The following is a 26,686-nucleotide window of genomic DNA, read 5'->3' as shown; positions in this document are numbered from 1 at the left end:
CTAAAACGTGGCAGATCCAAATAAAGTCGATCCAATTCACCAGTTTGCGATCACTGATATTTTCTCTATCGGTGGCGAAGGCGCTGGTTTCAACATTGCGTTCACCAACTCTTCTTTGTTCATGGTGATCACGGTTTTGGCGATTTCGTCTTTCTTGATCTTATCAACAAGCGGACGTGGCTTGGTTCCGGGCCGTTTGCAGCTCTTGTCGGAAATGCTTTATGAGTTTGTCGCCAACATGGTGCGCAGCTCAGCGGGCACAGAGGGCATGAAATTCTTCCCATTCGTGTTTTCGTTGTTCATGTTCGTTCTTGTTGCGAACTTGCTTGGCATGGTGCCTTACTTCTTCACCGTAACCAGCCACATCATCGTAACATTTGCATTGGCAATGTTGGTGATTACCGTTGTACTCGTATACGGCTTCATGAAGAACGGCCTCGGCTTCCTGAAATTGTTTGTTCCGGCTGGCGTACCTGGTTACGTTTTGCCGATTGTGATCCCGATTGAGATCGTATCGTTTCTCTCACGTCCGATCAGCTTGTCTGTTCGTTTGTTCGCCAACATGTTGGCGGGTCACATCACACTGAAAGTTTTCGCGGGCTTTATCGTAACATTGTCATCATTTGGGTTTGTGGGCTGGCTCGGCGCTATTCTGCCATTCTCGATGACTGTTGCGCTGACCGCGCTTGAGTTTTTGGTCTCTGCTTTGCAAGCATATGTGTTTGCGGTTTTGACCTCCATGTATCTCAATGATGCGATACACCCATCGCACTAGTTGAGTTGAAGAACCCGTTATCGACCAATGCCGGTTCGATGACAAATTTACATCGCATTTGAAGCTTTGAAAGGAATATAAAATGGAAGCGGAAGCAGCGAAGTTGATCGGTGCCGGTATCGCCTGTGTGGGCATGGCTGGGGCTGCAATGGGCGTGGGTAACATCTTTGGCAATTTCTTGTCAGGTGCTCTACGCAACCCATCTGCCGCACAAAGCCAGTTCGGTAACTTGATCTTTGGTTTTGCGGTAACAGAAGCTTTGGGCATTTTCTCATTCTTGGTTGCCCTATTGCTATTGTTCGCCGTTTAATTCCACGGCAACTGAATTTGGGCAGCCCACCGCGCGCTTGTTGTGCATGGGCTGCCTAAACTTACCGACCTGAACCAATCAGGCATTGACGCTGGCAGGATGCACCACTTTGGCGTATCAAGGGGCCAGCAAAAGAATTTTTAGGTATCCAGATGGCAAGCAATACAACCACATCAAACGATACGCACGCCACAGAAGACACACATGCGACAACTGAAGCGCATGGCGGCAATGGCGGACACAGTGATGTATTTCCACCGTTCGATCCTGCCAGCTTTGGCTCTCAGCTCTTGTGGTTGGCCCTAAGCTTTGCAGCGCTCTACATTTTGATGAGCAAAATTGCATTGCCTCGGATTGGCGAAATCTTGGAAGTTCGGCGTGACCGAATTGAAGGTGATTTGGCAGAAGCAGAACGTCTTCGTCAGAAAACTGATCAAGCCATCGAAGCCTACGAAACAGATTTGGCAAACGCGAAACAAAAAGCGCACACGATTGCAGAAGAAACTCGCGAAGCAATTCGCAAGGACTTGGACGCAAAGCGCGCTGACGTTGAAACAGATTTGGCCAAGAAAATGGCGACGGCTGAAAGCCGCATCCAGTCGACAAAGACTGAAGCGCTTGGCCATGTCGAAGAAATCGCATCAGACACTGCACACGCAATGGTGACAAACTTGTTGGGCCGCACGGCACAAAAAGCCACCAAGGATGCAGTTGCTAAAGTTGTGAAGGGATAAGGGCAATGGACGCAACATCACTCGCAACCGTATGGGCCACTATTGGCCTAGTTACTTTCCTTGGCATTCTTGTTTATGTGGGTGTGCCAAAACAAATTCTTGGCATGTTGGACGACAAGTCGAAAAAGATTGCCGACGATTTGGACGAAGCAAAACGTCTTCGCGAGGAAGCTCAAAGCTTGCTTGCAGAGTATGAGCGCAAGCGCCAAGCTGCTGAAGACGAAGCCCAAGAGATCGTGGAAGCTGCGAAAGCTGAAGCTACTCGTTTGACTGAGGAAGCTCAGGCTTCTTTGGAAGATTTGATTACTCGCCGTACAAAAGCGGTTGAAGAGAAAATCGCCCAAGCTGAGAGCCAAGCTATTGCAGATGTGCGCGCACGTTCTGCAGACATCGCTGTTGAAGCTGCCCGTCATGTTCTTGTGGACAAGATGGCGGAAAAAGGCGATGCGCTTGTTGAACAAGCGATCAAGGATGTTTCAGCAAGCCTAAACTAGGCTGAGCGACATCAAATACGAAATTTAAATGCGGGTCCTTTGGGCCCGCTTTTTTGTGCGTTTTGACCAATTGGACAAATGAGTGATTGCGAAAATAGAATGACATTGCCACAGTGGCCATGTCCTTTTTGCAACGTGGTCGATAGATGCCAGAAACACTCATTAGAAACGCCAAAACTCTTGTCACGATGAACGAGGCGCGCCAAGAAATCGCAGGTGCAGACATTCGCATTGTCGACGGCGTTATTGCTGAAATTGGCTTCAATTTATCAACCACCGGCGATTCAATTAATGCGTCGGATTGTGTGGTTACGCCGGGTCTTGTGAACACCCATCATCATTTGTTTCAGTCGATGACGCGTGCGGTGCCGGGTGGGCAGGATGCACTACTGTTTGGCTGGTTGCAGACGCTCTACCCCATCTGGGCAAAAATGACACCCGAGCATATGTTTAGCGCCACGCAAATTGGATTGGCCGAACTTGCGCTTTCGGGCTGCACAATGTCGTCAGACCACATGTATTTATTCCCAAACGGATCGCGATTGGACGACAGTATTGAAGCGGCGAGCTCTATTGGGCTGCGCTTTCACGCTACACGTGGTTCAATGTCCATTGGCGAAAGTGATGGCGGATTACCGCCGGATCACCTTGTTGAAGCGGAAGCAGAAATTCTCAGCGATAGTATCCGCGTTGTGGATCGGTTCCACGATCCCGAGGATGGGGCAATGATCCGTGTTGGTCTTGCGCCATGCTCGCCATTCTCTGTTAGCAGAGATCTGATGCAAGACAGCGCCGTTCTTGCACGAGACAAGGGCGTGATGTTGCACACGCATCTTGCCGAGAATAACGAAGATATTTCTTATAGTTTGGAAAGGTTTGGCTGCCGCCCCGGGCAATACGCTGAAGACCTTGGTTGGATCGGCGGAGATGTTTGGCATGCACATTGTGTGAAACTTGATAGCAGTGAAATCGACCTTTTCGCACGCTCAGGCACAGGCGTTGCCCACTGCCCCTGCTCGAACTGTCGGTTGGGATCTGGCGTCGCCCCAGTGCGGCAAATGCGCGATGCCGGCGTAAATGTGGGGCTGGGCGTTGATGGCTCCGCGTCGAACGACTCCGCGCATCTGCTAAGCGAAGCGCGGCAGGCCCTCTTGTTACAACGGGTGCAAAACGGGGCAGACGCCATGTCCGCGCGCGAAACGCTCGAGATTGCAACCCTTGGCGGCGCTAAAGTGCTGGGGCGCGATGATTGTGGGTCGATTGAGGTGGGAAAACGCGCCGACATTGCCATTTGGGACCTAAACAATGTGCAAGCAGCAGGCAATTGGGACGCTGTTGCAGCTCTCGTGCTGACCGGACCTCACCAAGTGAAAGACCTTTTTGTTGAAGGGCGGCAGATTGTGCGCGATGGACATTTAACGAGCATTGATCTTCGTCCAGCAATTGAAAAACACAATAAGCTTGCGTTGACGCTTTTGAGCTAGAGTTTTCTCAAACAATTGCAACAAAGAGCAAGACAATGCCAAACGATGTCTCACCATTCGTTTTATTCAACGGTGAAGCCGAAGAGGCAATAAACTTCTATCTAGCCACATTTAAGCGCAGCAGGCTTGAACGTATTGTGCGATATGGCATCGGCGGCATGGGCGCTGAAGGCACCGTCATGCATGCGTCACTGTTTATCGCAGGGCAGAAACTGATTTTTGTCGATAGCGCCATTCCACATGACTTCAAACTCAACCCATCGCAGTCGTTTTTTGTGAACTGCGAGAGTATTGAGGAAGTTGAACAGCTCTATGCTGGATTAATCCAGTCTGGGAAAACGTTGATGCCTATTGATAGTTATGAGTTCTCGCCGCGCTATTGTTGGATCATTGATAAATTTGGATTGTCGTGGCAATTGGCGTTTCAGGCAAAGGCAGAACCGCCCAAACCCGCAGAATCAAACGTTTAGCGCACAGTTACGACAAAACTCGCAAATCTGAACACCAAGCTTTCGGTTCCTCTTCAATTCGAGGATATGCCCTCGCAACGCGAACACAGCCATCGTCCACTCAAACGAGTGTCCAAAAGAAGCACCACCCCCAGCATCTAAACTTGGGATCTAATGGGTCGCCAAATGAGGCGAACTAGTGGATAATGCGTATTGGGTATTCAATTCACAATCGCTGGGTTGGACGGGCGGGAGAATTGAGTGTCGTTGTTTTCAGTGTTGCGGATTGCCGTTGTTGCAGTCGTATTGTCGTTTGTCTTGTCTGGTTGCTTTGGCACAAGACTAAGCGAAGCAGAGTACCGCGCACAAACTTGCCCAACTTGCAATGATGCACAGTGGAACGCTACGAAGGCAGAAATCCAAAAGAAAGCCTTCGCCAAATTCATGGCCAAGAAGGAGTGTTCAGATCGTTGCGGCGCGAACCCGGAAGTACGAGCTTGCTATGCCAGCGCAAAAGAACTCAAGGCAAGCAAAGCTGACCCATCAATAGTCCTCAACAAAGAATTTGAATGTACGATCACCGAAATCACATGCTCAAACGCTTGTTCCGGCAATTTTGATCGAACAGCGCTGAACATGGCCAAAGCGGAAACAGCCGAGCAAATTGCCAACTCAATTTTGCAATCAATGCCGGCAAACGAACCGGTTAAGGAACAGCCAACTTTGCAGGTCTCCGGTCATCACCCGGGCGTGGGCACCATACCGAATAGGCAACCACAGATTTCCGACACGCCACTCTGGACTTGTTTGAATAAAAATAACTGGCGTACGCGCACCTTTGGTGATGGTAAATCAGCGCTTTCTTGCATTTCTGCAAAGAACTCGAAGGGTTCAACATTTACCGTATCCGCTGACTTCCGGGCCTTCAATCCGCCCAATAAAGACAATTTCGACTGGTCGAATCCTACGAGTTATCTGAAACTGTTTACCGCTGGCTGTAACGTAAGGGCGGGGAAAGTTGTCGCCACTTCCGCCCCCAACCCGGCGGTTGTTGCACTCAACCTTGGAGCTAAGGCTTGCAGAGAGTTAAGAGACAGCATGCAAAGCAAAGGCCCCGGTTACCTTGGAGAGTATGAGATCTACTTGGATGGTGAGCTCGTGCAATCCTGCCCGACTGTCAAGCCGAAGGGGTACGCAAAGATAATGGACCACGTCTATTGCTTCCAACTCATGCTTGCAAACAAAGACAACCGAAGCAAATTGGCGACTTATACCGGCATAAGGGCATACAACAAGTTTGGTTCACCGGATGCCGTTCATATCCTTCACAGTTGTGCAAACAAGAGCAACTGGGCATCTTACGGTCGCGATGCGACAAGCGAAGAAGTCGGCGTGTGTAAGACCAGAGACACCATACAAACAGGCGCTCCCTATTGGGTGGAAGCGCGTCAGCTCAATCTAGGAGATGGCAAGGAAACGATAAAAATCACCATTGGAATGTCCAGAAGCAAAAGTTTGAATAGAACTGAAAACACCAGAATTCAAGATATCGCGCTCACCTACCATTGCGGCAACAAAAGCTTCGATCGGATGCGCAAGGAGCCACGCGAAACCTCTGCTGCATGCATCAATGACATGCTTGGCCTTGTGAACGCCAATCTAGGCAGCTTGAACAGAGAACAGAAGTCCAATGCCAAGCAAATAACCGCCCTAGGGGGTTACGGTCGCACAAATGCTGAGGAAATTCACATTTTGACCTGCCGTGATACGCGGTTGGGGCCAGGATGCAAGGGGTAAGCGCTATTCGGCGCTGAGGCGTAAACGCATATGAGGCAATTCACGGCCCGGAATTGACCCGGACGGGAACGTGGCGAACTGCTTGAAACCCATTTTTTCGTAGAACGGCACTGCGCCGGGGTCAGCAACCACATTCATCAGAGTTGCACCTTTTGCGCGGGCTGTCTCCACCGCCCACTGAAAAAGCTTGCGCCCGACGCCTTTGCCGATCCAATTCGGATCGATAAACAGCTTTTCAAGTTCTGCCGTAGTGCCCTCTAAAACAAGATGAATTACGCCCGCATGCTTGCCATCATCGTCAGCAACCATGATGTAGTCATCATTTAGGTTCTCGGGTGTGATCGTGAGTTCTTCGCGGCATGCTTCTATGAAAGCGCGGTCATATTTCCAATATGCCTTTGAGCGCAAGCACAGATCACTCAAAGCCGGAAGTTCATACAAATGCGCAGGTCGAATTTTCAATTTCGTCTCCGGAACAATGGCTGACATGATCGATGCAAAACGTGCCACAAAACGGAAACTGGTGCAAAGCCAAAAAGTAAAGGCGGCGGGTCCTGCAGAACCCACCGCCTATTAAAGCGGCTATTTATTATTGTTTTGCCGCTCTTTGTTCTTTTGCCCGATAACCGCTATTCAGCGGCCTCGGTTGCTGCGTCATCTTCTGGCTCGTCCCAACGCAGATGCGGTGAGCGTGCAGCTGCTGTTTCGTCCAAACGACGCATTGGCGCTTTCATTGGTGCGTTTACAAAGCGATCAATGTTGCCCGCCTTTGCATCAGCCATCAGTTCACGCATTGTGCCAATGAATTGGTCCAATGTGTGCAGGCTTTCGCTTTCTGTTGGCTCGATCAGCATCGCGCCATGTACCACCAATGGGAAATACATGGTCATCGGGTGATAACCCTCGTCGATCATGGCTTTGGCCAAATCAAGCGTCGAAACGCCAGTACCTTTTAGGCTCTTATCGTCAAACAGCACTTCGTGCATGCATGGCTGACCGTCATATGGCACGTTGTAAACGTCAGAAAGCTTGGCTTTTAGATAGTTTGCGTTCAACACAGCATCGCGTGCTGCTTGCTCGATACCATCAGCCCCGTGAGAAAGCTTGAACGTTAGCGCACGTACATACATGCCCATCTGACCATGGAACGCGCTAAGGCGACCGAGGTGCTCTTCGCCCTCTTTCGGGTTCTCGATCAATGCGACGGCATCACCGACGCGCTTAACGTAAGGCAATGGCGCATATGGTGCCAAGGCGTCAGACAAGACAACCGGACCAGCACCTGGTCCACCACCGCCGTGCGGTGTGGAGAAGGTTTTGTGTAGGTTGATGTGCATTGCATCAATACCCAAATCACCTGGACGCACAACGCCCATAATGGCGTTGAAGTTTGCGCCATCACAATAGAAGTATGCGCCTGCTTCATGCACCGCATCAGCGATCTCGATCACATCAGGTTCGAACAAACCACATGTGTTTGGGTTGGTCAGCATGATACCGGCGACGTTCTCGTCCAACGCGTCTTTAACCGCTTGTACGTCCACTGTGCCGTCTTCACGCGCAGGAATTGGCTTAACCTTGTAGCCCAAGAATGCCGCGGTTGCTGGGTTTGTGCCGTGCGCGCTTTCAGGTACCAAAACGATCTTGCGGTGGCTCTGGCCTTTTGCTTCATGAGCGGCCTTGATAGCCATCATGCCGCACATTTCGCCATGTGCGCCTGCTTTTGGCGTCATCGAAACTGCACCAGTACCGGTGAGTTCCATCAACCAGCGCCCCAATTCTTCCATCAATTCAATCGCGCCTTGCACGGTTGACTGAGGCTGAAGTGGGTGAATGTCGGCGATGCCTGGAAGACGTGCCATTTTTTCATTCAAGCGCGGGTTGTGCTTCATGGTGCACGACCCAAGCGGATAGAAGCCAGCGTCGATTGAATAGTTCAATCGGCTCATACGCACATAGTGACGCATAGATTGCGGCTCGGTTAACCCCGGCAAATTGATTGGGGTCTGGCGTGCAAATCCACCCAGACGGGAGGAGAAGTCGGTGTCTGTTTGTGGTAGATCGACGCCAGATTTGTTTTTGTCGCCAACTTCAAAGAGCAAAGGCTCAGAAGGCAACAAGGCAGCACCTGTAGAGGTGCCTACATTTGAATTTACGTTATCAACGTTTGTTGGACGGCCTTGATTATTCAACATCAGATGACCTCCTTCAATGCAGCGGCAAAGGCTGCAATATCAGCGTCGCTTGTTAGTTCGGTTGCGGCAACAACCAGAAGGTTTTCAAGTTCAGGTTTGCCTGGCTCGAGGCGCGAAACTGGAACACCGCCCAACACGCCTTTATTTGCCAAAGCCTCAACCACTGGCGCAGCCGCTTTAGGCAATCGCACAGTGAACTCGTTGAAATAGTGCTCATTGACCAACTCAACACCGTCAATTGCCGTCAAGGCATCGGCGGTCTTGTAAGCTTGCTGGTGGCTCAATGCCGCCATTTGCGACAGACCTTTTTGGCCAAGCAATGACATGTGGATCGAAAACGCCAGCGCACACAAGCCTGAGTTGGTGCAGATGTTCGAAGTCGCTTTGTCGCGGCGAATATGCTGCTCACGCGTTGAAAGCGTCAGCACAAAACCGCGATTGCCTTCCGCGTCTACAGTTTCACCGCAAACACGGCCCGGCATCTGCCGCACAAGGTTCGGACGGGTTGCCATTAGGCCGACATAAGGTCCACCAAATGTCAAAGGATTGCCGATCGACTGGCCCTCCCCAACCACAATGTCCGCGCCCTGTGCACCGGGAGATTCAATTGCACCGAGTGAAATCACTTCGGTAAACACAGCGACAAGCAGCGCACCCTTTTCGTGGGCGGCTTCCGCAATTGGTCGCAAATCACGCAAATTGCCATAGAAATCAGGAGACTGGACAACAACAGCAGCAGTAGTGTCATCGATTTGAGCAATAATGTCTTCAGATGCTGTTGGATCAGCAGGCAGGCATTTAAAGCCTTCATCGTCACCCATATATGTTGCGACTGTGTCGCGATATTGTGGGTGGATGCCGCCAGACATAACAATGCCTGGGCGACGCTTCAGACGACGGGCCATCAACACAGCTTCCACTGTAGCTGTTGATCCGTCATACATTGAGGCGTTTGCCACTTCCATGCCAGTTAGGTTTGCAACTTGCGTTTGGAATTCAAACAGCATTTGCAGCGTACCTTGAGAAATCTCAGGCTGGTACGGCGTGTAAGCTGTCAAAAACTCTGAACGTTGGATCAGGTGATCCACGCTGGCTGGCACGTGGTGGCGATATGCGCCTGCTCCCACGAAAAATGGCCCATCACCAGCAACGCGGTTTTTGTTGGCGAACCCACGAATGGTCGCTTCAACCGCATATTCAGGTTGGTGGTTGGGCAAATCAAGCTTGGCGGTGTTAAACACTTTGCTTGGCACTTTTGCGAACAGTTCGTCGGATGACTGGATGCCGATGGCATCCATCATCACTTTTCTGTCCCTATTCGAATGCGGGAGATAACGCATATATTGTCCCTTTGAATTTACGCGTCTGCGTGCGCTTTGTAGGCGTCTTCGTTCATCAAACCGTCAAGTTCGCCTGCATCATCAATTTCGATTTTGAAGAACCAGCCGTCGCCATCAGGGCTTGAGTTTACAAGACCCGGCTCATCAGCCAGCTTTTCGTTTACTGCGGTTACAGTGCCGGATACTGGCGCGTAGATTTCAGAAGCAGCTTTTACTGATTCAACAACTGCTACTTCGTCACCTTTTGCGAATTTCGCGCCAACTTCTGGCACGTCAACAAAAACCACGTCACCAAGTTGGTTCTGCGCATAGTCAGAGATACCAACAGTACCTGTGTTGCCCTCAACTTTGATGTATTCGTGATCTTCTGTGTAACGTGTATCGCTCATGTGGTCCCCCTTAGGTCCTGAAAGTTTTCAACTACAAACGCACATAGTTTGCAGGTGTGAATGGAAGTTTTTCAACAGTGCCCTTAACCGGCTTGCCGCGTACCATTGCCGTAAGCTCGGTTCCAAGCTTTGCCAATTCTGCAGGCACATAACCAAATGCAACCGGCGCGCCAATTGTCGGTCCAAATGTACCAGATGTCACGACACCGATCTTGTTGCCATCTGCGTCAACGATTTCTGCGCCTTCGCGCACGGGCATACGCCCCTCAAAGCGAATGCCTGCACGTTTTTGTGTCGCGCCATCTTTGATAATTTTCTGAATAACAGATGCGCCCGGGAAACCACCCTCGACGCGGCGGCCCTTACCAATTGCAAAGATAAGACCAGCACTGATTGGATCGCGCTTGTCGTCCATATCGTGGCCATAAAGGCAAAGTCCGGCTTCAAGACGCAAGCTATCACGGGCGCCAAGGCCAGCGGGTTCAACTTCGTCGTTGCCTACAAGCAATTCAGCCAGCTTCACAGCGTCGTCTGCAGCAACAGAAAGTTCAAATCCGTCTTCGCCTGTATAGCCAGAGCGAGAGACGTAAACTTCCATGCCCTCGATGGTGGTTGCTGCGGCATTCATAAAGCTTAGCTTTGAAGGTAGGTCGCAATAGCGCGCCAAAACATCTGCCGCCTTTGGGCCTTGCAATGCCATCAAGGCTTTGTCCCAGAATGTTTCGATTTTTAGGCTTGGATCTAGTTTCTCGCGTAGGATCGCAACGTCATGGTCTTTGCGGCCAGCGTTGAACACAATCATCAAAACGCCGTCAGTGCCTTCTTCGCACGGGCGCGTTACGATCAAATCGTCTTCAATGCCGCCTTCGTCGTTCAGCAAAAGTGTGTAGCGCATTTCGCCTGGATTAAGGCCAACAAGATCGCCCGGCATCAAGCTTTCAAGTGCTTGCGCGGTTGTTTCGTGGTCAGGTCCGGTAACGATCACCTGCCCCATGTGCGAAACATCGAAAAGGCTCGCGGATGAGCGTGTTTGCTCATGCTCAGCGATTACGCCCTTATATTGCACTGGCATTGAGTAGCCAGCGAAACCAACCATACGACCGCCCCAACCAATATGGGTGTCGTTTAGTGGCGTGGTTTGTAGATTTTCAGTTTGAGCCCCAGCCATAAATCCCTCATTTAACTCGACATCAGGAACCAGCGTGACCTACCATTGTCACATTGGCGCCCCCTCTGTCGGTAAACCTGAGAGATTTCCCAAGAAAAGTTCTTGGCTACGTCCTTCGGTGGGAATGGTCAGCCCATTCCGCTTTCCAGAGTTTTGTGTGCTTAGCGGTCCTTTTGCCTGAGAGTTTCCGGGGCGGTTGCTCCTTCGGCGCTGGAAAAGACCAGTCTCTCCCGCTAATGCAGCTTCAAATTAGCTACGAATCTAGCCAAGGTCAATCAGTTTGACCTTATCCCTTTGGATCAAAACCAACCCAAATGATGATTTCTTCGCCACCAACGTAAGGAATTGCTACGTTTTCGACGACTTTGATGAACTCTTCGCCCTGATTGGGTGGCGTAATTGTGATGGGGATATCGTATTTTTGAGAAAATACCGCGAGGCTGTCACGCTCAACCGCGAAACGAAGTGGCACTTTCACCGTGTCGTTTCCAGCTTGCGGCCCGGCCAACAGCCGTCCAACAACGCCCATTTTCACTGTGATCAGCCCGTTTGAAACGAGGCAGTTGCGCGATTGCTTGTCGATAACAGCCTGATACCGCAACGCCTTAGCATTGCCAGTTTGGCCCTTGGTGTAGATAGCATATGCTTCAGCGCCTGGGCGAATGCGGATTTCCGGACATTCGCTGGCCACAATCGGAAACGCTGACGGCGCAGAGTTTGCGATTTCGGTTTGTGTCGCTGATTTGTTCTGCAATTGGCTAGTGCTATTGCCACCAGTGAACGATCCCACACATGCGCTCAACAGCAACGATACAGCTGATATTGCCGCGACGGATTTGACCAATTTGACTGCCAACATTTAGCTACTCACTCTTAATTCCAAAACGATGTACAGCTATGCTGCATGCCGTTCTTCAACTGCGGCGATTAGGTTTTCCGCGCCTGTTTGCGCGGTGGACCCTCTTGCCGTTTCAACAAACACATCTTCGACAACACCGTCTTTAACAATGTATGCCAGCCTTGCGAACCGGATGCCCATTCCGCCGCCGCTGGCGTCAACTTCGGACTTCATTGCAACCGCCAACTCGGCGTTGCCATCCGCAATCATGTCGATCGTGCCCATTGCCCCCGTTTGGTCAGCCCATGCGGACATCACAAAGTGATCATTGACCGATAAACAAGCTACACGGTTTACACCCAGTTTTGCAAATTTATCTGCGTAAGCAATGTATCCAGGCAAATGATTATTGTGACAAGTGGTCGAAAATGCGGCAGGCAGGCTAAACAAAACGCTTGTTCCCTCACCTACAAACTCTGCAAAATCGATATCCTCGGGTCCCAACGGTGTCATTCGTTTCACCGTAACTGACGGGATTTTATCCCCAACTGCCAAAGGCATAAACTGTTTCCATTTTCAATTGGCCGACAATGCGGCAGTTCTGCGCGTTTCTACTTATTTTCTGACAACAAGTCGACCCGCGAGAGGGCTTCAATCTTAACGAGCTTGGTAAATGGTCCTACCGCACTGTCATAGGTCAATCTGATTTGCTGACCGACAAGAGTGGATAGATCAAAATCCGCCAAGCTTTCAACCGTCAATAACCCAGATTCGGGATCAGAATGGGGCAGATCGAACAAAAGCAAACTTTTGGGTAAATCAAGTATTAAGGTTTTGTTTGTGAGCGGATCGGCTGCAGGCAATGTGATGAACTGATCAAGCGCTACATCGTAACCCATCTTTTCAAATGGCGCGTCAGCCCGATCATCTTCAATCGGCACTTTGGCGTAAGCGGCTTGAATGCGGAATGCGTGGCCGGTGGAAGGTTTTTCCAAGTCAATTTGCAGCGATCCTTTCCACAGGACTGGCACACAAATATCTGAACAAATTCCAAGGTTTAGACGGGCGTTTAGAATCGCATTTCGATCATCCGTCGCAAGCACCACTTGAAGGGGGATCGTTAGATCGCCTTCATAAATATAATCCATCACCTCATAGGCCAAAGATCGTGTCGGCATTGGCCAGAGCATTTTGGCGGTTTTGACGTTGGTTGACCCTTCCCAATTAGCAATCATGGGAATGCCGGTTTCGCCGGGAATGCGCCAATATGTTTTAAGACCTGGCTCCATGCGCAATTGAATTGCGGCATGCACAAAGCCATCGCCAGACATTTTGTTGGCCGAGATCAGTCGCAATTCCGCGCCAGGCGCCACTTCTTGCCAAGGCGTTTCATTGGCAAAGACAGTTTGTGTCGCGTTCAGCAACAATAGTAGGACAAACAATGCTAGATGGCAGGAATATCGGGCTTTCATGGCTCTTTGATAAACGGTTTATGGCAAAACACAAAGCTTAACGCGTTCAGAAATTGGTGATCGAAAGTTTACCTCTTGCGCGTAGCCTAATTATGTCGAAACATACACAGAGTAGGAGTATTCAAGTGAGTTTTTCTCTTCGTGGCCAGTTTTTGGTCGCCATGCCAGATATGGAGGATGAACGGTTTTCACACACCGTTGTCTATATCTGTTCGCACAGCGAAGAGGATGGAGCGATGGGATTGGTGGTCAATAAGCTAATGCCTGACCTGCACTTCGCTGACTTAATGGCGCAATTTGACATCAAGATAAAAGAAGAAGATGAGCCGGAACATTCGGCTTATGATCAACCCATAGTGGTTGGTGGACCGGTTGAAACCAGCCGCGGCTTTGTGCTGCACACGGCAGACTTTGAAAGCCCCGATAATTCAATCAACATCTCAGATGATTTGTGTCTATCAACGACAATGGATGTACTCAAATCTATCGCGGATGGTGACGGCCCTTCTCATGCCCTATTGGCATTGGGATATTGTGGTTGGGAGCCCGGCCAACTTGAGGGTGAGATTTCGGAAAACGGGTGGTTGACCACACCAGCTTCTAGCGATCTGATTTTCACAACACCGATGGATAAACGTTATACGCAGGCATTGCGCAATGCCGGCATCGACATAGCATTCCTGTCAAGCACTGCGGGCCACGCCTAAGTCTATTCGACTTTTGCGACCGCGCTTTGTTTTGATTTGCGTTTGATCAACTGAACCATTTCTGGTCCCGTTACTGGTTTGGAAAACGCAAAGCCTTGTGCGTATCGGCACTCCAGGTCCTTGAGACGCGCGACCTCTTCTTGTGTCTCAGCCCCTTCAGCAATCACCTTCAGATCTAGCTCTTTCGCCAAACTTACAATGGCCCGCATAATCGGCATTTGGGTTTGGGAAATGCCATGTTTTTCTTCCAGCTGTACGAAGGTCGATGGGATTTTTACAAAATCAAACGGGAAACGATGCAAGTAGGAAAGAGACGAATGCCCTACGCCAAAATCGTCCAGTGCCAATCTAAAGCCCATGCCTTTAAGAGCATCAAGAATAAACGCCGACTGCTCAGGACTTGCCATTACTTGGCTCTCAGTCACTTCAAGCAGCATTTTGTCAACGAGTTCACCGTGCGCAGCGATCAGCGTGCGCATTTCATTGAGCAAGTTCTCGTTGGCCAATTGCTGTGCAGACAAATTCAAAGACACGAAGAACTTTTCGGGTAGCTCGGTCGCTTTGATCCAAGCGCGCAACTGAATCGCTGTCTGCTCAATTACTACCTGACCAAGCCGCTCAATTAGGCCCGAACGTTCAGCCAAAGGAATGAACTCTTCAGGGCTAATCGCGCCACGATTGGGGTGGTTCCACCGCATTAGCGCTTCTGCACCTGCCAACTCGCCACTCGCCAAATCGTAGATTGGCTGGAAGTGCATTTGCAACTCGCGTTGATCGATAGCGCGCTCAAGATCAATGTTGAGCGTGTTTTGCGACACGCCCAACTCGCTCGTATTTGCGCGATAGGCCTCAATGCGATCACCGCCCATACGCTTGGCGTACATCATGGCCAACTCTGCGTTGCGCAAAATGTTGTCAGCACTATTTGGCTTGTTGTCATAAATCGTGACGCCGATAGACGCAGAAATTGACAATTCGTCATTGCCAAACTTAATCGGCTCCCGGATCGATTTGCGCATTTGCTCGGCAAAGCCTGCAATTTTTGTGGCGCTTTGTTCTGATACAAGTACCACTGCGAATTGGTCGCCATTAATCCGCGCCAAGGTATCCAATGGACGCATCAACCTTGCCAAGCGGCGAGAAATGGCCAACAGCACGCTATCGGCTGCCACATGGCCGATCCGTTCATCAAGATTGCCGAACCCATCAATGTCAATCAGGAAAACGGCAGGCTTGTTCTCTTTTTCCTCACGCGAACGCACCAACGCGCGCTCCAAGCGATCCAGCAACAGTTGCTTGTTGGGCAAGCCGGAAAGGCTGTCATGAACAGCGTCATGCATCAAACGGTCTCTGGCGCTGCGTTCGTCTGTCACATCTTGCAATGTGCCAACGCAGCGGGTGACGTCGCCATTGCTGCCGATGACGGGCTTTACGCGGAGCTTGAAGCTTCGATAGCTGCCATCATGTGTAATGATCCGAAAGTCGCTTGAGACCTTTCCGCGCTTCAATTCAACCAGCGTATCGAGCGCCGTGCGGAAACGGTCTCTGTCTTCTGGGTGTACGCGATCCAGCCAGCCTTTGATGGCACCCTGCAGATGCTCGTTTGCTTCACCTAGGCGGTGCGCCAAATTCTCAGAAACGGAAACGCGATCGCGATCTACATTCCAATCAAAAACAAAATCACCACTGCCGATAAGCGCCAGCGCTTGCCGCTCCACATCAGACACATGGCCGACTGAGGCTTGTCCATCGGTAAAGGCATGCTGGATTGCGGTGAAGCCTAATAGCATAACGATCAGCACCAAACCGCCCGCAACGGCAGATTGCGCGATATCGTTCACGACGCCACCAGACACAACCATATAGGCGAATACCAGCCAAGCGACTGTAATTATCCAAGTGGGAACAATCATGATGGCGCGGTCATAGCCGCGAATGGCCAAAAAGCCGACAACGACGATGCCAAATAGGCCAACGATCGCAAGAATAGCGCGCGCGATCCCAATAGAGATAACCGGCAAGAAGAATGAGAGAACCATCAACGCCAACAACGCAACGCCAATCGCTAGCGCCAAATGCATAAAGCGCATATGCCAACGGTGCAGGTTCAAATAGATAAACAGATAGCCAAACAATGTCGTAGCGAGGGCGGCCTCTGCGGTGGCGCGCGACGCTCTTAATTGATCAGGCGACAATTCAAACAAAGTGCCAATCAGACCAAAATCTACAAGCAAGTAGAACAATACTGACCATGCGAACATGGCAATGGCGGGGAACATGCCCCTGCCCTTGACCACAAACATTATCGTCAAAAATACAGCCAATAAGCTTGAAACGCCGAGCAACGTGCCTCGGAACAATGTGAATGAACTCACATAATCCCGATATGCAGCTGGCTCCCACATGTAAAGTTCGGGCACTGTCGCGCCCTCAAGTTCCATCATCAAAGTGATGGTGGCGCCGGGGTCAATTGTAATTGAAAAGACATCTGCTTCGCGGTCTTCAATACGCTCTGGTCGGAAGCCTTGGCTTGGGGTGATTACGTTTATCCGCTTGCCGCCAAGATCGGGGGCGAACACCCCAGAACCGGGCAGTCGAAAATATGGCGCAACGAGCAAGCGCTCAAGCTGGACATCGCTTTGGTTAGATAATGCTATTAGGGCCCAATTTGGATTGGTGCCAAGTTCTGCCGCCTGCACCTCAATACGGCGGACAATGCCTTCTGCATCTGGCGCGGTCGAGAGTTGAATACGACCCTCACTGCCTTCGCGATGCTCGAGCGCAGCGGATAGGTCAAGTGCGCCAACACTTTCTGGAATGGTGACCGTCTCAAAGGACCACGCATTTGTGCAGGTAAATGCAAACAAAATTTGCGCAACCAACACTAGTAAAGCGCGCTGCAACCGCTCAAAACGCATATAGCTACTCCCAACGGTCTTTTTCGTAGCGATAAAACGCCAATGCATCAACCGGATAAGACAGATAATTAGAATTATTTAGCCAGCTCTATTGCGGTCAAATCGTTCTTTTGTAAGGCCAAACAATAAATGGTCCTGCCATTTTCCATTTATTTTCAGATAGCCTTCCGCTCGCCCCTCTTGCACAAAACCATTTTTTTCAAGCACACGAATGGAACGTTTATTGTGTACTAAACAGGCTGCATTGGCGCGATGTAATTGTAGTTGGTCAAATATGAAGGGCAACGCCATGCCGAGCGCCTTGGTCATAGTACCCCTATTGGCATTCGTTTCGCCCATCCAATAGCCAATATTTATCGACTGTGCGACCCGTCGGCGCACGTCAGACAAATTGATGCCGCCGAGCAAACGCGGACCGGCATCAGTAGTATCGTGAATGAAAAAAGCGAAAGCCGCTTCTTGCATTGCATCGCGCTCCGCGCGACGCACACGTTCCTTGAAGGACGATGGAGCAAGTTCGGTTTCACCCCAAGTGGGTTCAAACGGTGCAAGATATTTGCGGCTAGATTCTCGTTGGTGCCGCCATTGCTCATAGTCCGCCAAAACTGGCGTGCGCAGCATCAATTGACCATCGGTCAAAATGATGGGTTGTCCTTTTTTAAAAAGGGAGCGCAGCACCTTACCTCCCAATGCGTTATCGCATTAAAACTTCAGTTGGCTTTCAATACGGTCATATTCTGCAAGATTCGACATTGGCCCGATACCCGCAACAACGGGTTTTGCACCATTGAAGAGTTGCTCTGCGACTTCCATCACGCGACCTGCATCAATGTTATTAATACGCTCAACGGTTTCCTCTAACGGAATTGGCCGACCCCAAAGCAATTGCTGGCGGGCAAGTTGTCCGGCGCGAGAAGACGGGCGCTCCAAGGACATCAAAAGACCCGCTCTGATTTGGTTGCGAACACGCACCACTTCGTCTTCAGTGATGTTGAGTGTGGCGTTTTTCAACTCGTCAAGAACCACAGGGATAAGCTCTGCGAGGTCATCATCGCCCGTTGCTGCTGAGACACCAAAAATGCCGCTATCTGCAAAAGCCCAGTGGAAAGAATAAATCGAATAACAAAGGCCGCGCTTCTCGCGCACCTCTTGGAACAATCGTGAGCTCATGCCGCCGCCCAGGATGCTTGCCAAAATCTGGCTCGCATAGAAACCATCTGAATGGTAGGCACGACCTTCGACGCCGATCAACACATGTGCTTGTTCGTGATCACGCTGCAGTCTTATGTCACCGCCAACATAATTGGCTTCAACAGGATCTGGCGCGCCTGTCGCCTTTAGGCCATCAAATTTCTTAGCGGCAATATCTACTAGTTGGTCATGGTTCACATTGCCGGCGGCCGCCATCACCATGCTGTCACCAACATAAGTGCGCTCCATATAGGCGCGAATGGCCTCTGGCGTGAAACTCTCAACAGATTCAACTGTTCCAAGGATAGAGCGACCGATTGGCTGATCCTGATAGGCGGCGCCTTGGAATAGGTCGTACACATAATCATCTGGCGCATCATGGCTGGCGCCAATTTCTTGCACGATTACGTGTTTTTCGCGCTGAAGCTCTTCGGCGCTAAATAGCGAATTTTGCAAGATATCAGAGAGAATGTCAGCAGCAAGGCCCACATCTTCTTTCAAAATACGCGAAAAGTAGCCCGTATTTTCTACACTGGTCGCGGCGTTAACGTCCCCGCCAACGGTTTCGATTTCTTCAGCAATCTGACGCGATGAGCGTGTTTCGGTACCCTTGAAAGCCATATGCTCCAACAGGTGCGAGATGCCATGTTCTTGTTCGGTTTCGCAACGCGAACCGGCCTTCGCCCAGACGCCAACAGAGGCACTTTCAAGGCTGGGCATTGAATGGGTGATAACGGTCATGCCGTTATCAAGTGTAGTTGAACGAACTGGCAAATTATTGCTCCTTGTTGGCGCGGGCACGCGCCTTAATAAACGTCTCGACTGCGTCTTGTGCATTTTCCAACACATGTACGCGCTCTTCGCGTTCATAAAGGTCAGAAAGCCATGCCGGCAGCGCCGCATCGACTTGGGTTGCGGACTTTACAGCCGCAGGGAATTTGGCTGGATGCGCCGTAGATAATGTAATCATAGGCACATCTGATGCTGCGAACTCTTGAGCCACTTTATAGGCAACCGCTGTGTGTGGGTCCATCAAGTAACCAGCATTTTCAAGCACAGTTTGTTGAACAGCAGCGGTTTGAGCTTGATCGGACGTCCCTGCGCCAAATTTTGTTTTGATCGCACCTAGCGCTTTTTCTGACAGTGCAAAGCTGCCTGATTGTTTCAGGCCGTCCATCTGGGTCTTTGTCGTTTCGGCGTCTCGATCGTTCGCCTCAAACAACAAGCGCTCAAAGTTTGACGATATTTGGATATCCATTGACGGGCTGGTGGTGGCGCTTACGCCATCCATTTCATAGCGCCCGGTTTCCATTGTGCGGCGCAAAATATCATTTTCATTAGTCGCGATAACCAATTGCTTGATCGGCAGGCCCATCTTTTGTGCAACGAACCCGGCGAATACATCGCCAAAATTGCCTGTTGGCACCGTAAAACTGACTTCGCGGTGGGGCGAACCTAGGGCCACTGCAGATGTGAAATAGTAAACCACTTGCGCAACAATGCGGCCCCAATTGATTGAGTTTACACCCGACAGACTAACGCCATCGCGGAAATGGTGGTTGTTGAACATGTCTTTGACGATGGTTTGGCAATTATCAAAATTACCTTCGAGCGCAATGTTGTGCACGTTCTCATCAAGCACAGTTGTCATCTGGCGCTGCTGCACCGGGGAAACCATGCCTTTTGGGTGGAGAATGAAAATATCGGTGTTCTCGCGACCGCGGAAGGCTTCAATTGCAGCCGAACCTGTGTCGCCCGATGTGGCACCTACAATGGTGGCGCGTTGATCTCGCTCACCCAAGATGTGATCCATAACGCGCGCCAAGAACTGCATCGCGACATCTTTGAATGCCAAGGTCGGACCGTGGAAAAGCTCAAGGACAAAGTGTCCTTCATCTGTTTGCACCAACGGGGCAACTGCCGCATGGCGAAATGTACCATAGGCTTCGTTCAGCATCTCGCGGAGTTTGTCAGCTGGGATTTCGCCATCAACAAACGGCGAAATCACCTCAAATGCCACATCAGCAAATGGTTTGTTGGCCATCGCAGCAATTTGCGCATGATCGATTTGCGGCCAAGTCTGCGGCAGGTAGAGGCCACCATCGCGCGCTAGCCCGGCTAAGACAGCGTCACAAAATCCCAATCGCGGTGCGAGGCCGCGGGTGCTGATATATTGCATTTTTCAATCCGTGAAATAATTCGCGCGCACACTAGTCCGCACTTTGATCTGTTGCAAGTTTTTGCATTTTTTTACGTCTGACAAGCCAGAAAACCAACAAGATGGGGGTCATGAGTGCAAGTGAGAACCAAGTTAGCGCATATTCGAGGTGTTTGTTGGAAAACTCAATGTCGCTTGTTTGCGCTGGCTGCGGTAATTCGACAGGCTCAACCGGAAGCCAATTCACATAGAATGGCGCGACTGTTCCCAGATCGCTGAACAAGATCGTCGACAATCGTTGCGGATTGATGACCCAATCCACATTCTTTGCCAAATCTGGCTCCAACGTTGCGCCGCCAGCACGTTCAGGCTTCCGCAAGACACCATTGATCTGCATTGGCCCTTCCGGCGCTGCCGCATAGGCTGCGTTAAACGCCAATTCTTGGGGCACAAAACCGCGATTGACATAAACCAGTCCGCCATCACTCAATTCGAATGGGGTGACAATCCAATATCCCGGACCACTGTATCGCCCGCCCTTTTTGGGGAGCGATATAAAGATACGCGCTTCACCATGACTTTGAAACTCACCGGTTAGGCGAACAGGCTGAAAATCAATTGTCTCAACGTCTAAAGCTGACCAACCAGAAACCGCAGGTACATCAACAGGGGCTGCAGTTGCACGAGCAGTAGCGGATGCGATCAACTGCTCTTTCCACGCCAAACGCTCCATTTGCCAAAAACCCAGCACCGCGAACAGCAAAGCAGCGGCCAGCATGCCCGCCATAAAAATGACAGTGCCAATGGTGGAATTGCGGTTGGCAGAAGTGGACATGTGAAGTTTTTCCTTTGGAACAAACAAAAAAGGCGCGGGTTGTGCCCCGCGCCCTTAAACTTTTCAGGTGAGCTTAGTGCCCGACGGCAATGCCCCAAGAGCCCCAGACGTAAACCGCTGCAAACAAGAACAGCCATACAACGTCAACAAAGTGCCAGTACCAAGCGGCGAATTCGAAGCCGAGGTGTTGTTTTGGCGTAAAGTGACCATTTAGTGCGCGGAACAAGCAGACCAGCAAGAAGATGGTACCAACAAGAACGTGGAAACCATGGAAACCTGTCGCCATGAAGAATGTCGCGCCATAGATGTTGCCTGAGAAGCTGAAGCCAGCTTGGGCGTACTCAATAGCTTGCACCACTGTAAAGATCGCGCCCAGAATACATGTGAGAATGAGCCCCCACTTTAGACCCTGGCGATCGTCTTCAAGAATTGCATGGTGTGCCCAAGTTACCGTCATGCCTGAAGTCAACAACAACAAAGTGTTGAAAATCGGCAAGTGCCATGGATCAAACAGCTCTACACCGGTCGGAGGCCAGTGACCGCCTGTTGCGGCAACGCGGCCGATTTGCTGCACTTCATCATAGTAGAAGAAAGCATCAAAATAAGCCCAGAACCATGCCACAAAGAACATAACTTCTGAGGCAATAAACAAGATCATGCCATAGCGGTGGTGCAGTTGCACAACTGGCGTGTGATCGCCAGCATGGGATTCTTTAATGACATCACTCCACCATGCGAACATGGTGTAAAGTACGCCCGCAAGACCAATCAAGAATGGCCATGGAACATCAGCGCGCATCCAATAGATACCGCCAACAGCCATCACGAATGCCGAAACAGAGCCTACAAATGGCCATGGGCTTGGATCAACCAAGTGATAGTCATGATTTTTAGCGTGTGCCGCCATGAAGCTTCTCCCAATCCTTACGAAGCATAAAATGCGTAAAAGAGCGTGATTTCCTTGATGGTATCAAGCTCTTTGTCTAAATCCAACTCCGGGTCTACATAGTAGACAACCGGCATTTCCTTAACTTCACCTGGCGCCAAAGTCTGCTCGGTGAAGCAAAAACATTCAATCTTGTTGAAATATGAACCCGCAACAGCTGGGGCCACATTAAATCCTGCGGTGGTTCCCACAGGCTTGTCGCTCAAATTTGTCGCGACATAAACAACGGTGACCTTCGAGCCAATTTTGTCCACTGACATGGCGGCCGGCTTGACTTCGATCGGCAATGCGGCATCAACGCTCGCAGTGAAGCGAACACCCATCTCCCGGTCAATAATGCCAACTGCTACGTCTTCCGCGCGCTGCGTGGTACCACCATAGCCAGTGACTTGGCAGAAAATTTGATAAATCGGCACCGCCGCATAGGCCAAACCAACCATGCCCGCAACAACGCACAACAAAATGATCGCAAGCTTCTTGTTGCGCGCATCTGGTGCTGGTGCTGTGAGGTTGACGTTCGCCATTGGTTTTTCGAATTCCCTACAGTGGACGCTGGAAAATCGCAGGGCCGATTTTTACAATCGTCACCGCGTAGAACAAAATAGCCAACGCACCAAGCACCAAGGCCAAAGCGATAGAACGCTTGCGCCGACGCTTTTTCAGCTCTTCAACTTGTTCTGGGGTCAATTCAGACATTAGATCATGCTCCCAAGCATTTTGGTGGCAACGATGTCAGCGGCCAGTACAAGGAAAATGGCAAATAGATAAACCAGCGAAAATGCAAAAAGTTTGCGCGCTGATTTTTTCATCTCAACCAATTCTTTTTCACGCCACAGTTTTGTCGCGTAGAACACAAAACCGGCACTCAAAAGCGCAGCCGCCGCGCCATAAGCAAGGCTCGCAAACCCAATCAATGTTGGGGCAAGCGCGATAGCTGCAAGCAAAAGCGAATAGATGAAAATCTGGTTTTGAGTTGCCCGCTCGCCAGAAACATTTGGCAACATTGGAATGCCAGCTTCTTGGTAGTCGCCCTTTTTGTATAGCGCCAATGCCCAGAAGTGCGGAGGTGTCCACAAGAAGATGATCAGGAACAAGATCACGCTTTCAATGGTGATTGTACCTGTAACTGCCGCCCAGCCAATCATTGGGGGGAAAGAGCCCGCTGCACCGCCAATTACGATGTTTTGTGGCGTCCAACGCTTTAGCCACATGGTGTAGATCACAGCGTAGAAAAAGATCGTAAAGGCAAGCAAGCCGCCTGCGACCCAATTGACCAACAAACCGAGCGTCAGCACAGAGAAAACTGAAAGCACAAGACCGAAAGCTAGTGCCTCTTGTTTTGTGACTTTGCCCGCTGGAATTGGGCGGTTGATCGTACGGCTCATCACCGCATCAATATCGGCATCATACCACATGTTAAGCGCACCCGAGGCTCCCGCCCCAATTGCAATGCACAAAATGGCTGTGAAGCCGATCAAGGGATGAACCGCGCCCGGTGCCACAAGCAACCCAACAATCGCGGTGAAAATCACCAGCGACATAACGCGGGGTTTCAAAAGCGCAAAATAGTCTTCCACATCAGCAGAAGAATAAAGTGGTCGCTCATTTTGGTCTGTGACGAATGCCATTATCGGATCATGCCTTGATCGGTTTTAGTTCCCCCGCCGCACATTAAGCGCGGCGGGAAGAAATTGAATTGCACTACTTGATTTTAGGTAGTGTCTCGAACTGGTGGAACGGTGGTGGTGAAGGCAATGTCCACTCAAGAGTAGTTGCACCTTCGCCCCAAGGATTGTCACCAGCTGGGCGCTTTTTCATGATCGCATCAACGATTGTGTACAAGAACACAAGCACGGCAACCAATGTTACAGCGTAGCCCCAAGACGAAACTTGGTTCCACCACGCAAACGCTTCAGGGTAGTCGATATAGCGACGTGGCATACCGTTCAGACCAAGGAAGTGTTGTGGGAAGAAAATCAAGTTCACGCCAACAAACATCACCCAGAAATGCACGGTTGCGAGTGTTTCTGAATACATGTGGCCGAACATTTTTGGATACCAGTAGTACCAAGCCGCAAAAATTGAGAACACAGCACCAAGTGACAATACATAGTGGAAGTGAGCTACCACATAGTAAGTGTCGTGCAATGAACGGTCAGCACCAGCGTTCGCCAATACAACACCTGTCACGCCACCAACGGTGAACAAGAAGATGAAGCCGATTGCCCACTGCATTGGTGGACGGAAAGACAATGAACCGCCCCACATTGTTGCAATCCATGAGAAGATCTTGACGCCGGTTGGCACCGCAATAACCATCGTTGCGAACACGAAGTAGCGCTGTGTATCAAGCGAGATGCCTGTGGTGTACATGTGGTGCGCCCACACGATGAAGCCAACGAAGCCAATCGCCACCATCGCGTAAACCATCGCCAAGTAGCCAAATACTGGCTTTTTGGAGAATGTCGCAACAATATGCGAAACAACGCCAAAGCCTGGCAAAATCATGATGTAAACTTCTGGGTGACCGAAGAACCAGAACAAGTGCTGGAACAGGATCGGATCGCCGCCACCATCAGGCGTAAAGAATGTTGTGCCAAAGTTACGGTCTGTCAAAAGCATGGTGATCGCACCAGCCAAAACAGGCAATGACAATAGCAACAAGAACGCTGTTACAAGAATTGCCCATGGGAACAAAGGCATCTTGTGCAGGGTCATGCCCGGCGCGCGCATGTTGAAGATTGTCGTAATGAAGTTGATCGCACCAAGAATTGATGAAGCACCAGCGATGTGAAGCGACAGGATCGCGAAGTCCATCGCAGGACCAGGCTGACCAGTTGTGGACAATGGTGGGTAAACGGTCCAACCGCCACCTGTACCCATGCCACCTGGAGGGCCTTCAAAGAACATTGACATCAAAAGCAAGATGAATGCCGGAGGCAACAACCAGAATGAGATGTTGTTCATGCGCGGGAACGCCATATCAGGCGCACCAATCATCAAAGGAACAAACCAGTTGGAATAGCCCCCAATTAGGGCTGGCATCACAACAAAGAACACCATGATCAAGCCGTGGGCCGTGGTGAACACGTTGTACATGTGCTTTCCAGCGTCAATCGCTGCAGCACTTTGCCATTCATGGCCATAAACCATTGAAGCCAGACCTGGGAAGATCTGGATACCAGGTTCGGCTAGTTCCCAACGCATAAAGCCTGAGAGTGCACCACCAATAATCCCTGCCACAATAGCAAAGATAAGGTACATCGTGCCGATGTCCTTGTGGTTTGTTGAATATACGTAGCGCTTCCAACCCGTCGGGTTTGCGTGCGCATCATGGTCAGCAGTTGCGGTTGCCATTTGCTTTCCTTGCCTCTTTCCCATTCAACTCTTGGACCAATCAGTGAAAAGTCCAAGAGCCCCTAAATCTTAAAATCGACGCGTTTAGTTCAAGCTTGCCAATGTCATATTGGCGGCTTCCACATCATCTTCTGCTTTTAGCTTCTCAGCCCAAGCTGCATATTCTTCTTTAGACACTACGCGTACAGCGAGTGGCATAAAGGCGTGGTCTTTACCGCACAGCTCAGAACACTGACCGTAGTACAGTCCTTCTTTGCGTGCGTTAAACCAAGTCTCATTGATGCGGCCTGGAACGGCGTCTGTTTTTACGCCGAATGCTGGAACCGCAAATGCGTGGATCACGTCAGCAGCTGTAACAAGCACACGAACTGTTGTGTTCACTGGAACGACCAGTTCGTTATCAACAGCTAGCAAACGAGGTTGCCCAGGCTTTGTTGCCGCAATCTCTTCGTCACTAAGCATAATTGAGTCGAATGATGCGCCGTCTAGGTCGTTATACTCATAACCCCAGTACCACTGGTAGCCTGTCGCAGTAACCGTGATCTCGGCCGCTGGCACCTGCTCACCGTTTTCACGTGAGAAGATTGAGCTACCCAAATATTTGCGCTCACCATCAGGAGTTGTCATCTGATCTGTCAAAACGCCAAACGATGGAATAGCGATAACGATCAGGATTAAAATCGGCACCACAGTCCAAACGATTTCGATCAGCGTGTTGTGCGTAAAGCGAGCCGGTGTTGGGTTTGCTTTTGAATTGTAGCGAACCATGACCCAGATCAATAACGCCGTTACAAAGATCGTTATAACGGTGATGATCGGCATAAGCAGACCATTATGGAAAGCAGCAGTACTGTCCATGATAGTGGTTACAGATGGCTGAAACCCGATTGCCCCGTCCGTTGGTTGCCCCGTTACTGGATCACCAGTTTCTTGGGCAAAAGCGGTTGTGGGCACGGCCCAAGCGATGAATGCAGATATGACTATAGCCAGACGTGCAAGAAGTTTGCTCACGTCAGTCTCCCTTTGCGACATGTTTAACGCCTAAATGTTGGGCATACGCATAAGTGGAGTACACTCCGCTTGTCAATTCGCCCATCCCCAAAATCTGGCAGAATCTCATTGCTGACCT

27 protein-coding genes and 1 riboswitch are annotated in these 26,686 nt (G+C 50.5%); of the genes, 8 read left to right on the top strand and 19 right to left on the bottom strand.

The genetic code is table 11. The features are described from left to right. Positions 1 to 7: 7 nt before the first annotated feature. From QQL65_RS10195 to QQL65_RS10165, 7 genes are all read left to right on the top strand, one after another. A complete protein-coding gene (locus tag QQL65_RS10195) occupies positions 8 to 775 on the top strand; it encodes a F0F1 ATP synthase subunit A (RefSeq protein ID WP_284364205.1) in 768 nt (255 codons plus the stop codon). An 82-nt stretch (positions 776 to 857) separates the two neighbouring features. After that, positions 858 to 1,085 carry a F0F1 ATP synthase subunit C gene (locus QQL65_RS10190; RefSeq protein WP_284364204.1) on the top strand — a complete coding sequence of 76 codons (228 nt, stop codon included), beginning with the start codon at positions 858 to 860 and terminating at the stop codon, positions 1,083 to 1,085. A gap of 152 nt (positions 1,086 to 1,237) precedes the next feature. Further along, entirely contained in the window at positions 1,238 to 1,819 is a 582-nt protein-coding gene (locus QQL65_RS10185; RefSeq protein WP_284364203.1) for a F0F1 ATP synthase subunit B, read from the top strand. 5 nt (positions 1,820 to 1,824) lie between these two features. Beyond that, positions 1,825 to 2,313 (top strand): F0F1 ATP synthase subunit B family protein, encoded by a 489-nt coding sequence (locus QQL65_RS10180; protein WP_284364201.1) that lies wholly within the window; start codon positions 1,825 to 1,827, stop codon positions 2,311 to 2,313. A gap of 146 nt (positions 2,314 to 2,459) precedes the next feature. Continuing rightward, complete coding sequence (locus QQL65_RS10175; protein ID WP_284364200.1) at positions 2,460 to 3,797, top strand: 8-oxoguanine deaminase; 1,338 nt, start codon at positions 2,460 to 2,462, stop codon at positions 3,795 to 3,797. A gap of 35 nt (positions 3,798 to 3,832) precedes the next feature. Beyond that, positions 3,833 to 4,267, top strand: coding sequence for a VOC family protein (locus QQL65_RS10170; protein ID WP_284364199.1), 435 nt, complete (start codon positions 3,833 to 3,835; stop codon positions 4,265 to 4,267). A gap of 615 nt (positions 4,268 to 4,882) precedes the next feature. Beyond that, complete coding sequence (locus QQL65_RS10165; RefSeq protein ID WP_284364197.1) at positions 4,883 to 6,043, top strand: hypothetical protein; 1,161 nt, start codon at positions 4,883 to 4,885, stop codon at positions 6,041 to 6,043. A gap of 3 nt (positions 6,044 to 6,046) precedes the next feature. On the opposite strand, the gene QQL65_RS10160 is transcribed toward QQL65_RS10165, so the two are convergent. From QQL65_RS10160 to QQL65_RS10125, 8 genes are all read right to left on the bottom strand, one after another. Continuing rightward, on the bottom strand, positions 6,047 to 6,505 hold the full coding sequence (locus tag QQL65_RS10160) for a GNAT family N-acetyltransferase (RefSeq protein ID WP_284364195.1): 459 nt from the start codon (positions 6,503 to 6,505) through the stop codon (positions 6,047 to 6,049). A 167-nt stretch (positions 6,506 to 6,672) separates the two neighbouring features. Further along, positions 6,673 to 8,238, bottom strand: a complete 1,566-nt coding sequence (gcvPB, locus tag QQL65_RS10155; RefSeq protein WP_284364193.1) for an aminomethyl-transferring glycine dehydrogenase subunit GcvPB — start codon at positions 8,236 to 8,238, stop codon at positions 6,673 to 6,675. Next, positions 8,238 to 9,578: an aminomethyl-transferring glycine dehydrogenase subunit GcvPA gene (gcvPA, locus tag QQL65_RS10150; RefSeq protein ID WP_284364191.1), complete on the bottom strand. Its 1,341-nt coding sequence runs from the start codon at positions 9,576 to 9,578 to the stop codon at positions 8,238 to 8,240. The genes gcvPB and gcvPA overlap by 1 nt, the downstream gene beginning before the upstream one ends. Positions 9,579 to 9,595: 17 nt before the next feature. Continuing rightward, a complete protein-coding gene (gene gcvH, locus QQL65_RS10145; protein WP_284364190.1) occupies positions 9,596 to 9,967 on the bottom strand; it encodes a glycine cleavage system protein GcvH in 372 nt (123 codons plus the stop codon). 31 nt (positions 9,968 to 9,998) lie between these two features. After that, positions 9,999 to 11,135, bottom strand: a complete 1,137-nt coding sequence (gcvT, locus tag QQL65_RS10140; protein ID WP_284364187.1) for a glycine cleavage system aminomethyltransferase GcvT — start codon at positions 11,133 to 11,135, stop codon at positions 9,999 to 10,001. A gap of 155 nt (positions 11,136 to 11,290) precedes the next feature. Then, a riboswitch (glycine riboswitch) is annotated at positions 11,291 to 11,378 on the bottom strand. Positions 11,379 to 11,421: 43 nt separating this feature from the next. Beyond that, positions 11,422 to 11,994, bottom strand: coding sequence for a hypothetical protein (locus tag QQL65_RS10135; RefSeq protein WP_284364184.1), 573 nt, complete (start codon positions 11,992 to 11,994; stop codon positions 11,422 to 11,424). Between the two features lie 36 nt (positions 11,995 to 12,030). Next, positions 12,031 to 12,534 carry a peroxiredoxin family protein gene (locus QQL65_RS10130; protein WP_284364183.1) on the bottom strand — a complete coding sequence of 168 codons (504 nt, stop codon included), beginning with the start codon at positions 12,532 to 12,534 and terminating at the stop codon, positions 12,031 to 12,033. Between the two features lie 50 nt (positions 12,535 to 12,584). Further along, positions 12,585 to 13,445 (bottom strand): protein-disulfide reductase DsbD domain-containing protein, encoded by an 861-nt coding sequence (locus tag QQL65_RS10125; protein WP_284364180.1) that lies wholly within the window; start codon positions 13,443 to 13,445, stop codon positions 12,585 to 12,587. A gap of 125 nt (positions 13,446 to 13,570) precedes the next feature. On the opposite strand from QQL65_RS10125, the gene QQL65_RS10120 reads away from it, so the two are divergent. Further along, positions 13,571 to 14,152 (top strand): YqgE/AlgH family protein, encoded by a 582-nt coding sequence (locus tag QQL65_RS10120; RefSeq protein WP_284364178.1) that lies wholly within the window; start codon positions 13,571 to 13,573, stop codon positions 14,150 to 14,152. A gap of 2 nt (positions 14,153 to 14,154) precedes the next feature. On the opposite strand, the gene QQL65_RS10115 is transcribed toward QQL65_RS10120, so the two are convergent. The 11 genes from QQL65_RS10115 to coxB form a co-directional block, all read right to left on the bottom strand. Then, positions 14,155 to 17,070 (bottom strand): EAL domain-containing protein, encoded by a 2,916-nt coding sequence (locus tag QQL65_RS10115; protein ID WP_284364175.1) that lies wholly within the window; start codon positions 17,068 to 17,070, stop codon positions 14,155 to 14,157. A gap of 78 nt (positions 17,071 to 17,148) precedes the next feature. Further along, a complete protein-coding gene (locus QQL65_RS10110) occupies positions 17,149 to 17,748 on the bottom strand; it encodes a GNAT family N-acetyltransferase (RefSeq protein WP_284364172.1) in 600 nt (199 codons plus the stop codon). Positions 17,749 to 17,772: 24 nt separating this feature from the next. After that, positions 17,773 to 19,035 (bottom strand): M16 family metallopeptidase, encoded by a 1,263-nt coding sequence (locus tag QQL65_RS10105; protein ID WP_284364170.1) that lies wholly within the window; start codon positions 19,033 to 19,035, stop codon positions 17,773 to 17,775. Position 19,036: 1 nt separating this feature from the next. Continuing rightward, entirely contained in the window at positions 19,037 to 20,440 is a 1,404-nt protein-coding gene (gene thrC / locus QQL65_RS10100) for a threonine synthase (RefSeq protein WP_284364169.1), read from the bottom strand. A gap of 31 nt (positions 20,441 to 20,471) precedes the next feature. Next, positions 20,472 to 21,254 carry an SURF1 family protein gene (locus QQL65_RS10095; protein WP_284364168.1) on the bottom strand — a complete coding sequence of 261 codons (783 nt, stop codon included), beginning with the start codon at positions 21,252 to 21,254 and terminating at the stop codon, positions 20,472 to 20,474. 73 nt (positions 21,255 to 21,327) lie between these two features. Continuing rightward, entirely contained in the window at positions 21,328 to 22,161 is an 834-nt protein-coding gene (locus tag QQL65_RS10090) for a cytochrome c oxidase subunit 3 (protein WP_284364167.1), read from the bottom strand. 17 nt (positions 22,162 to 22,178) lie between these two features. Further along, complete coding sequence (locus QQL65_RS10085) at positions 22,179 to 22,724, bottom strand: cytochrome c oxidase assembly protein (protein ID WP_284364165.1); 546 nt, start codon at positions 22,722 to 22,724, stop codon at positions 22,179 to 22,181. A gap of 16 nt (positions 22,725 to 22,740) precedes the next feature. Beyond that, positions 22,741 to 22,896 carry a hypothetical protein gene (locus QQL65_RS10080; protein WP_284364163.1) on the bottom strand — a complete coding sequence of 52 codons (156 nt, stop codon included), beginning with the start codon at positions 22,894 to 22,896 and terminating at the stop codon, positions 22,741 to 22,743. Then, on the bottom strand, positions 22,896 to 23,828 hold the full coding sequence (locus QQL65_RS10075; protein ID WP_284364162.1) for a heme o synthase: 933 nt from the start codon (positions 23,826 to 23,828) through the stop codon (positions 22,896 to 22,898). The genes QQL65_RS10080 and QQL65_RS10075 overlap by 1 nt, the downstream gene beginning before the upstream one ends. A 73-nt stretch (positions 23,829 to 23,901) precedes the next feature. Further along, positions 23,902 to 25,557, bottom strand: coding sequence for a cytochrome c oxidase subunit I (gene ctaD / locus QQL65_RS10070; RefSeq protein ID WP_284364161.1), 1,656 nt, complete (start codon positions 25,555 to 25,557; stop codon positions 23,902 to 23,904). 84 nt (positions 25,558 to 25,641) lie between these two features. Continuing rightward, on the bottom strand, positions 25,642 to 26,568 hold the full coding sequence (coxB, locus tag QQL65_RS10065) for a cytochrome c oxidase subunit II (protein WP_284364160.1): 927 nt from the start codon (positions 26,566 to 26,568) through the stop codon (positions 25,642 to 25,644). Positions 26,569 to 26,686: the final 118 nt, after the last annotated feature.

This window comes from Maritalea porphyrae (assembly GCF_030159895.1).
In the GTDB taxonomy this organism is placed as follows: Bacteria; Pseudomonadota; Alphaproteobacteria; order Rhizobiales; family Devosiaceae; genus Maritalea; species Maritalea porphyrae.
Note: the sequence above shows the minus strand (reverse complement) of the source record. Positions and strands in the feature narration are given on the sequence as shown.

Excerpts from the sequence above, each read along its gene's own strand:
- thrC (WP_284364169.1), bottom strand. The coding sequence starts at position 20,440 with ATGCAATATATCAGCACCCGCGGCCTCGCACCGCGATTGGGATTTTGT.
- gcvH (WP_284364190.1), bottom strand. The coding sequence starts at position 9,967 with ATGAGCGATACACGTTACACAGAAGATCACGAATACATCAAAGTTGAG.
- QQL65_RS10185 (WP_284364203.1), top strand. The coding sequence starts at position 1,238 with ATGGCAAGCAATACAACCACATCAAACGATACGCACGCCACAGAAGAC.
- ctaD (WP_284364161.1), bottom strand. The coding sequence starts at position 25,557 with ATGGCAACCGCAACTGCTGACCATGATGCGCACGCAAACCCGACGGGT.
- QQL65_RS10090 (WP_284364167.1), bottom strand. The coding sequence starts at position 22,161 with ATGGCGGCACACGCTAAAAATCATGACTATCACTTGGTTGATCCAAGC.
- QQL65_RS10115 (WP_284364175.1), bottom strand. The coding sequence starts at position 17,070 with ATGCGTTTTGAGCGGTTGCAGCGCGCTTTACTAGTGTTGGTTGCGCAA.
- QQL65_RS10095 (WP_284364168.1), bottom strand. The coding sequence starts at position 21,254 with ATGTCCACTTCTGCCAACCGCAATTCCACCATTGGCACTGTCATTTTT.
- QQL65_RS10170 (WP_284364199.1), top strand. The coding sequence starts at position 3,833 with ATGCCAAACGATGTCTCACCATTCGTTTTATTCAACGGTGAAGCCGAA.
- QQL65_RS10130 (WP_284364183.1), bottom strand. The coding sequence starts at position 12,534 with ATGCCTTTGGCAGTTGGGGATAAAATCCCGTCAGTTACGGTGAAACGA.
- QQL65_RS10080 (WP_284364163.1), bottom strand. The coding sequence starts at position 22,896 with ATGTCTGAATTGACCCCAGAACAAGTTGAAGAGCTGAAAAAGCGTCGG.
- QQL65_RS10175 (WP_284364200.1), top strand. The coding sequence starts at position 2,460 with ATGCCAGAAACACTCATTAGAAACGCCAAAACTCTTGTCACGATGAAC.
- QQL65_RS10180 (WP_284364201.1), top strand. The coding sequence starts at position 1,825 with ATGGACGCAACATCACTCGCAACCGTATGGGCCACTATTGGCCTAGTT.
- gcvT (WP_284364187.1), bottom strand. The coding sequence starts at position 11,135 with ATGGCTGGGGCTCAAACTGAAAATCTACAAACCACGCCACTAAACGAC.
- gcvPB (WP_284364193.1), bottom strand. The coding sequence starts at position 8,238 with ATGTTGAATAATCAAGGCCGTCCAACAAACGTTGATAACGTAAATTCA.
- QQL65_RS10165 (WP_284364197.1), top strand. The coding sequence starts at position 4,883 with ATGGCCAAAGCGGAAACAGCCGAGCAAATTGCCAACTCAATTTTGCAA.
- QQL65_RS10085 (WP_284364165.1), bottom strand. The coding sequence starts at position 22,724 with ATGGCGAACGTCAACCTCACAGCACCAGCACCAGATGCGCGCAACAAG.
- QQL65_RS10125 (WP_284364180.1), bottom strand. The coding sequence starts at position 13,445 with ATGAAAGCCCGATATTCCTGCCATCTAGCATTGTTTGTCCTACTATTG.
- QQL65_RS10135 (WP_284364184.1), bottom strand. The coding sequence starts at position 11,994 with ATGTTGGCAGTCAAATTGGTCAAATCCGTCGCGGCAATATCAGCTGTA.
- QQL65_RS10190 (WP_284364204.1), top strand. The coding sequence starts at position 858 with ATGGAAGCGGAAGCAGCGAAGTTGATCGGTGCCGGTATCGCCTGTGTG.
- gcvPA (WP_284364191.1), bottom strand. The coding sequence starts at position 9,578 with ATGCGTTATCTCCCGCATTCGAATAGGGACAGAAAAGTGATGATGGAT.
- QQL65_RS10075 (WP_284364162.1), bottom strand. The coding sequence starts at position 23,828 with ATGGCATTCGTCACAGACCAAAATGAGCGACCACTTTATTCTTCTGCT.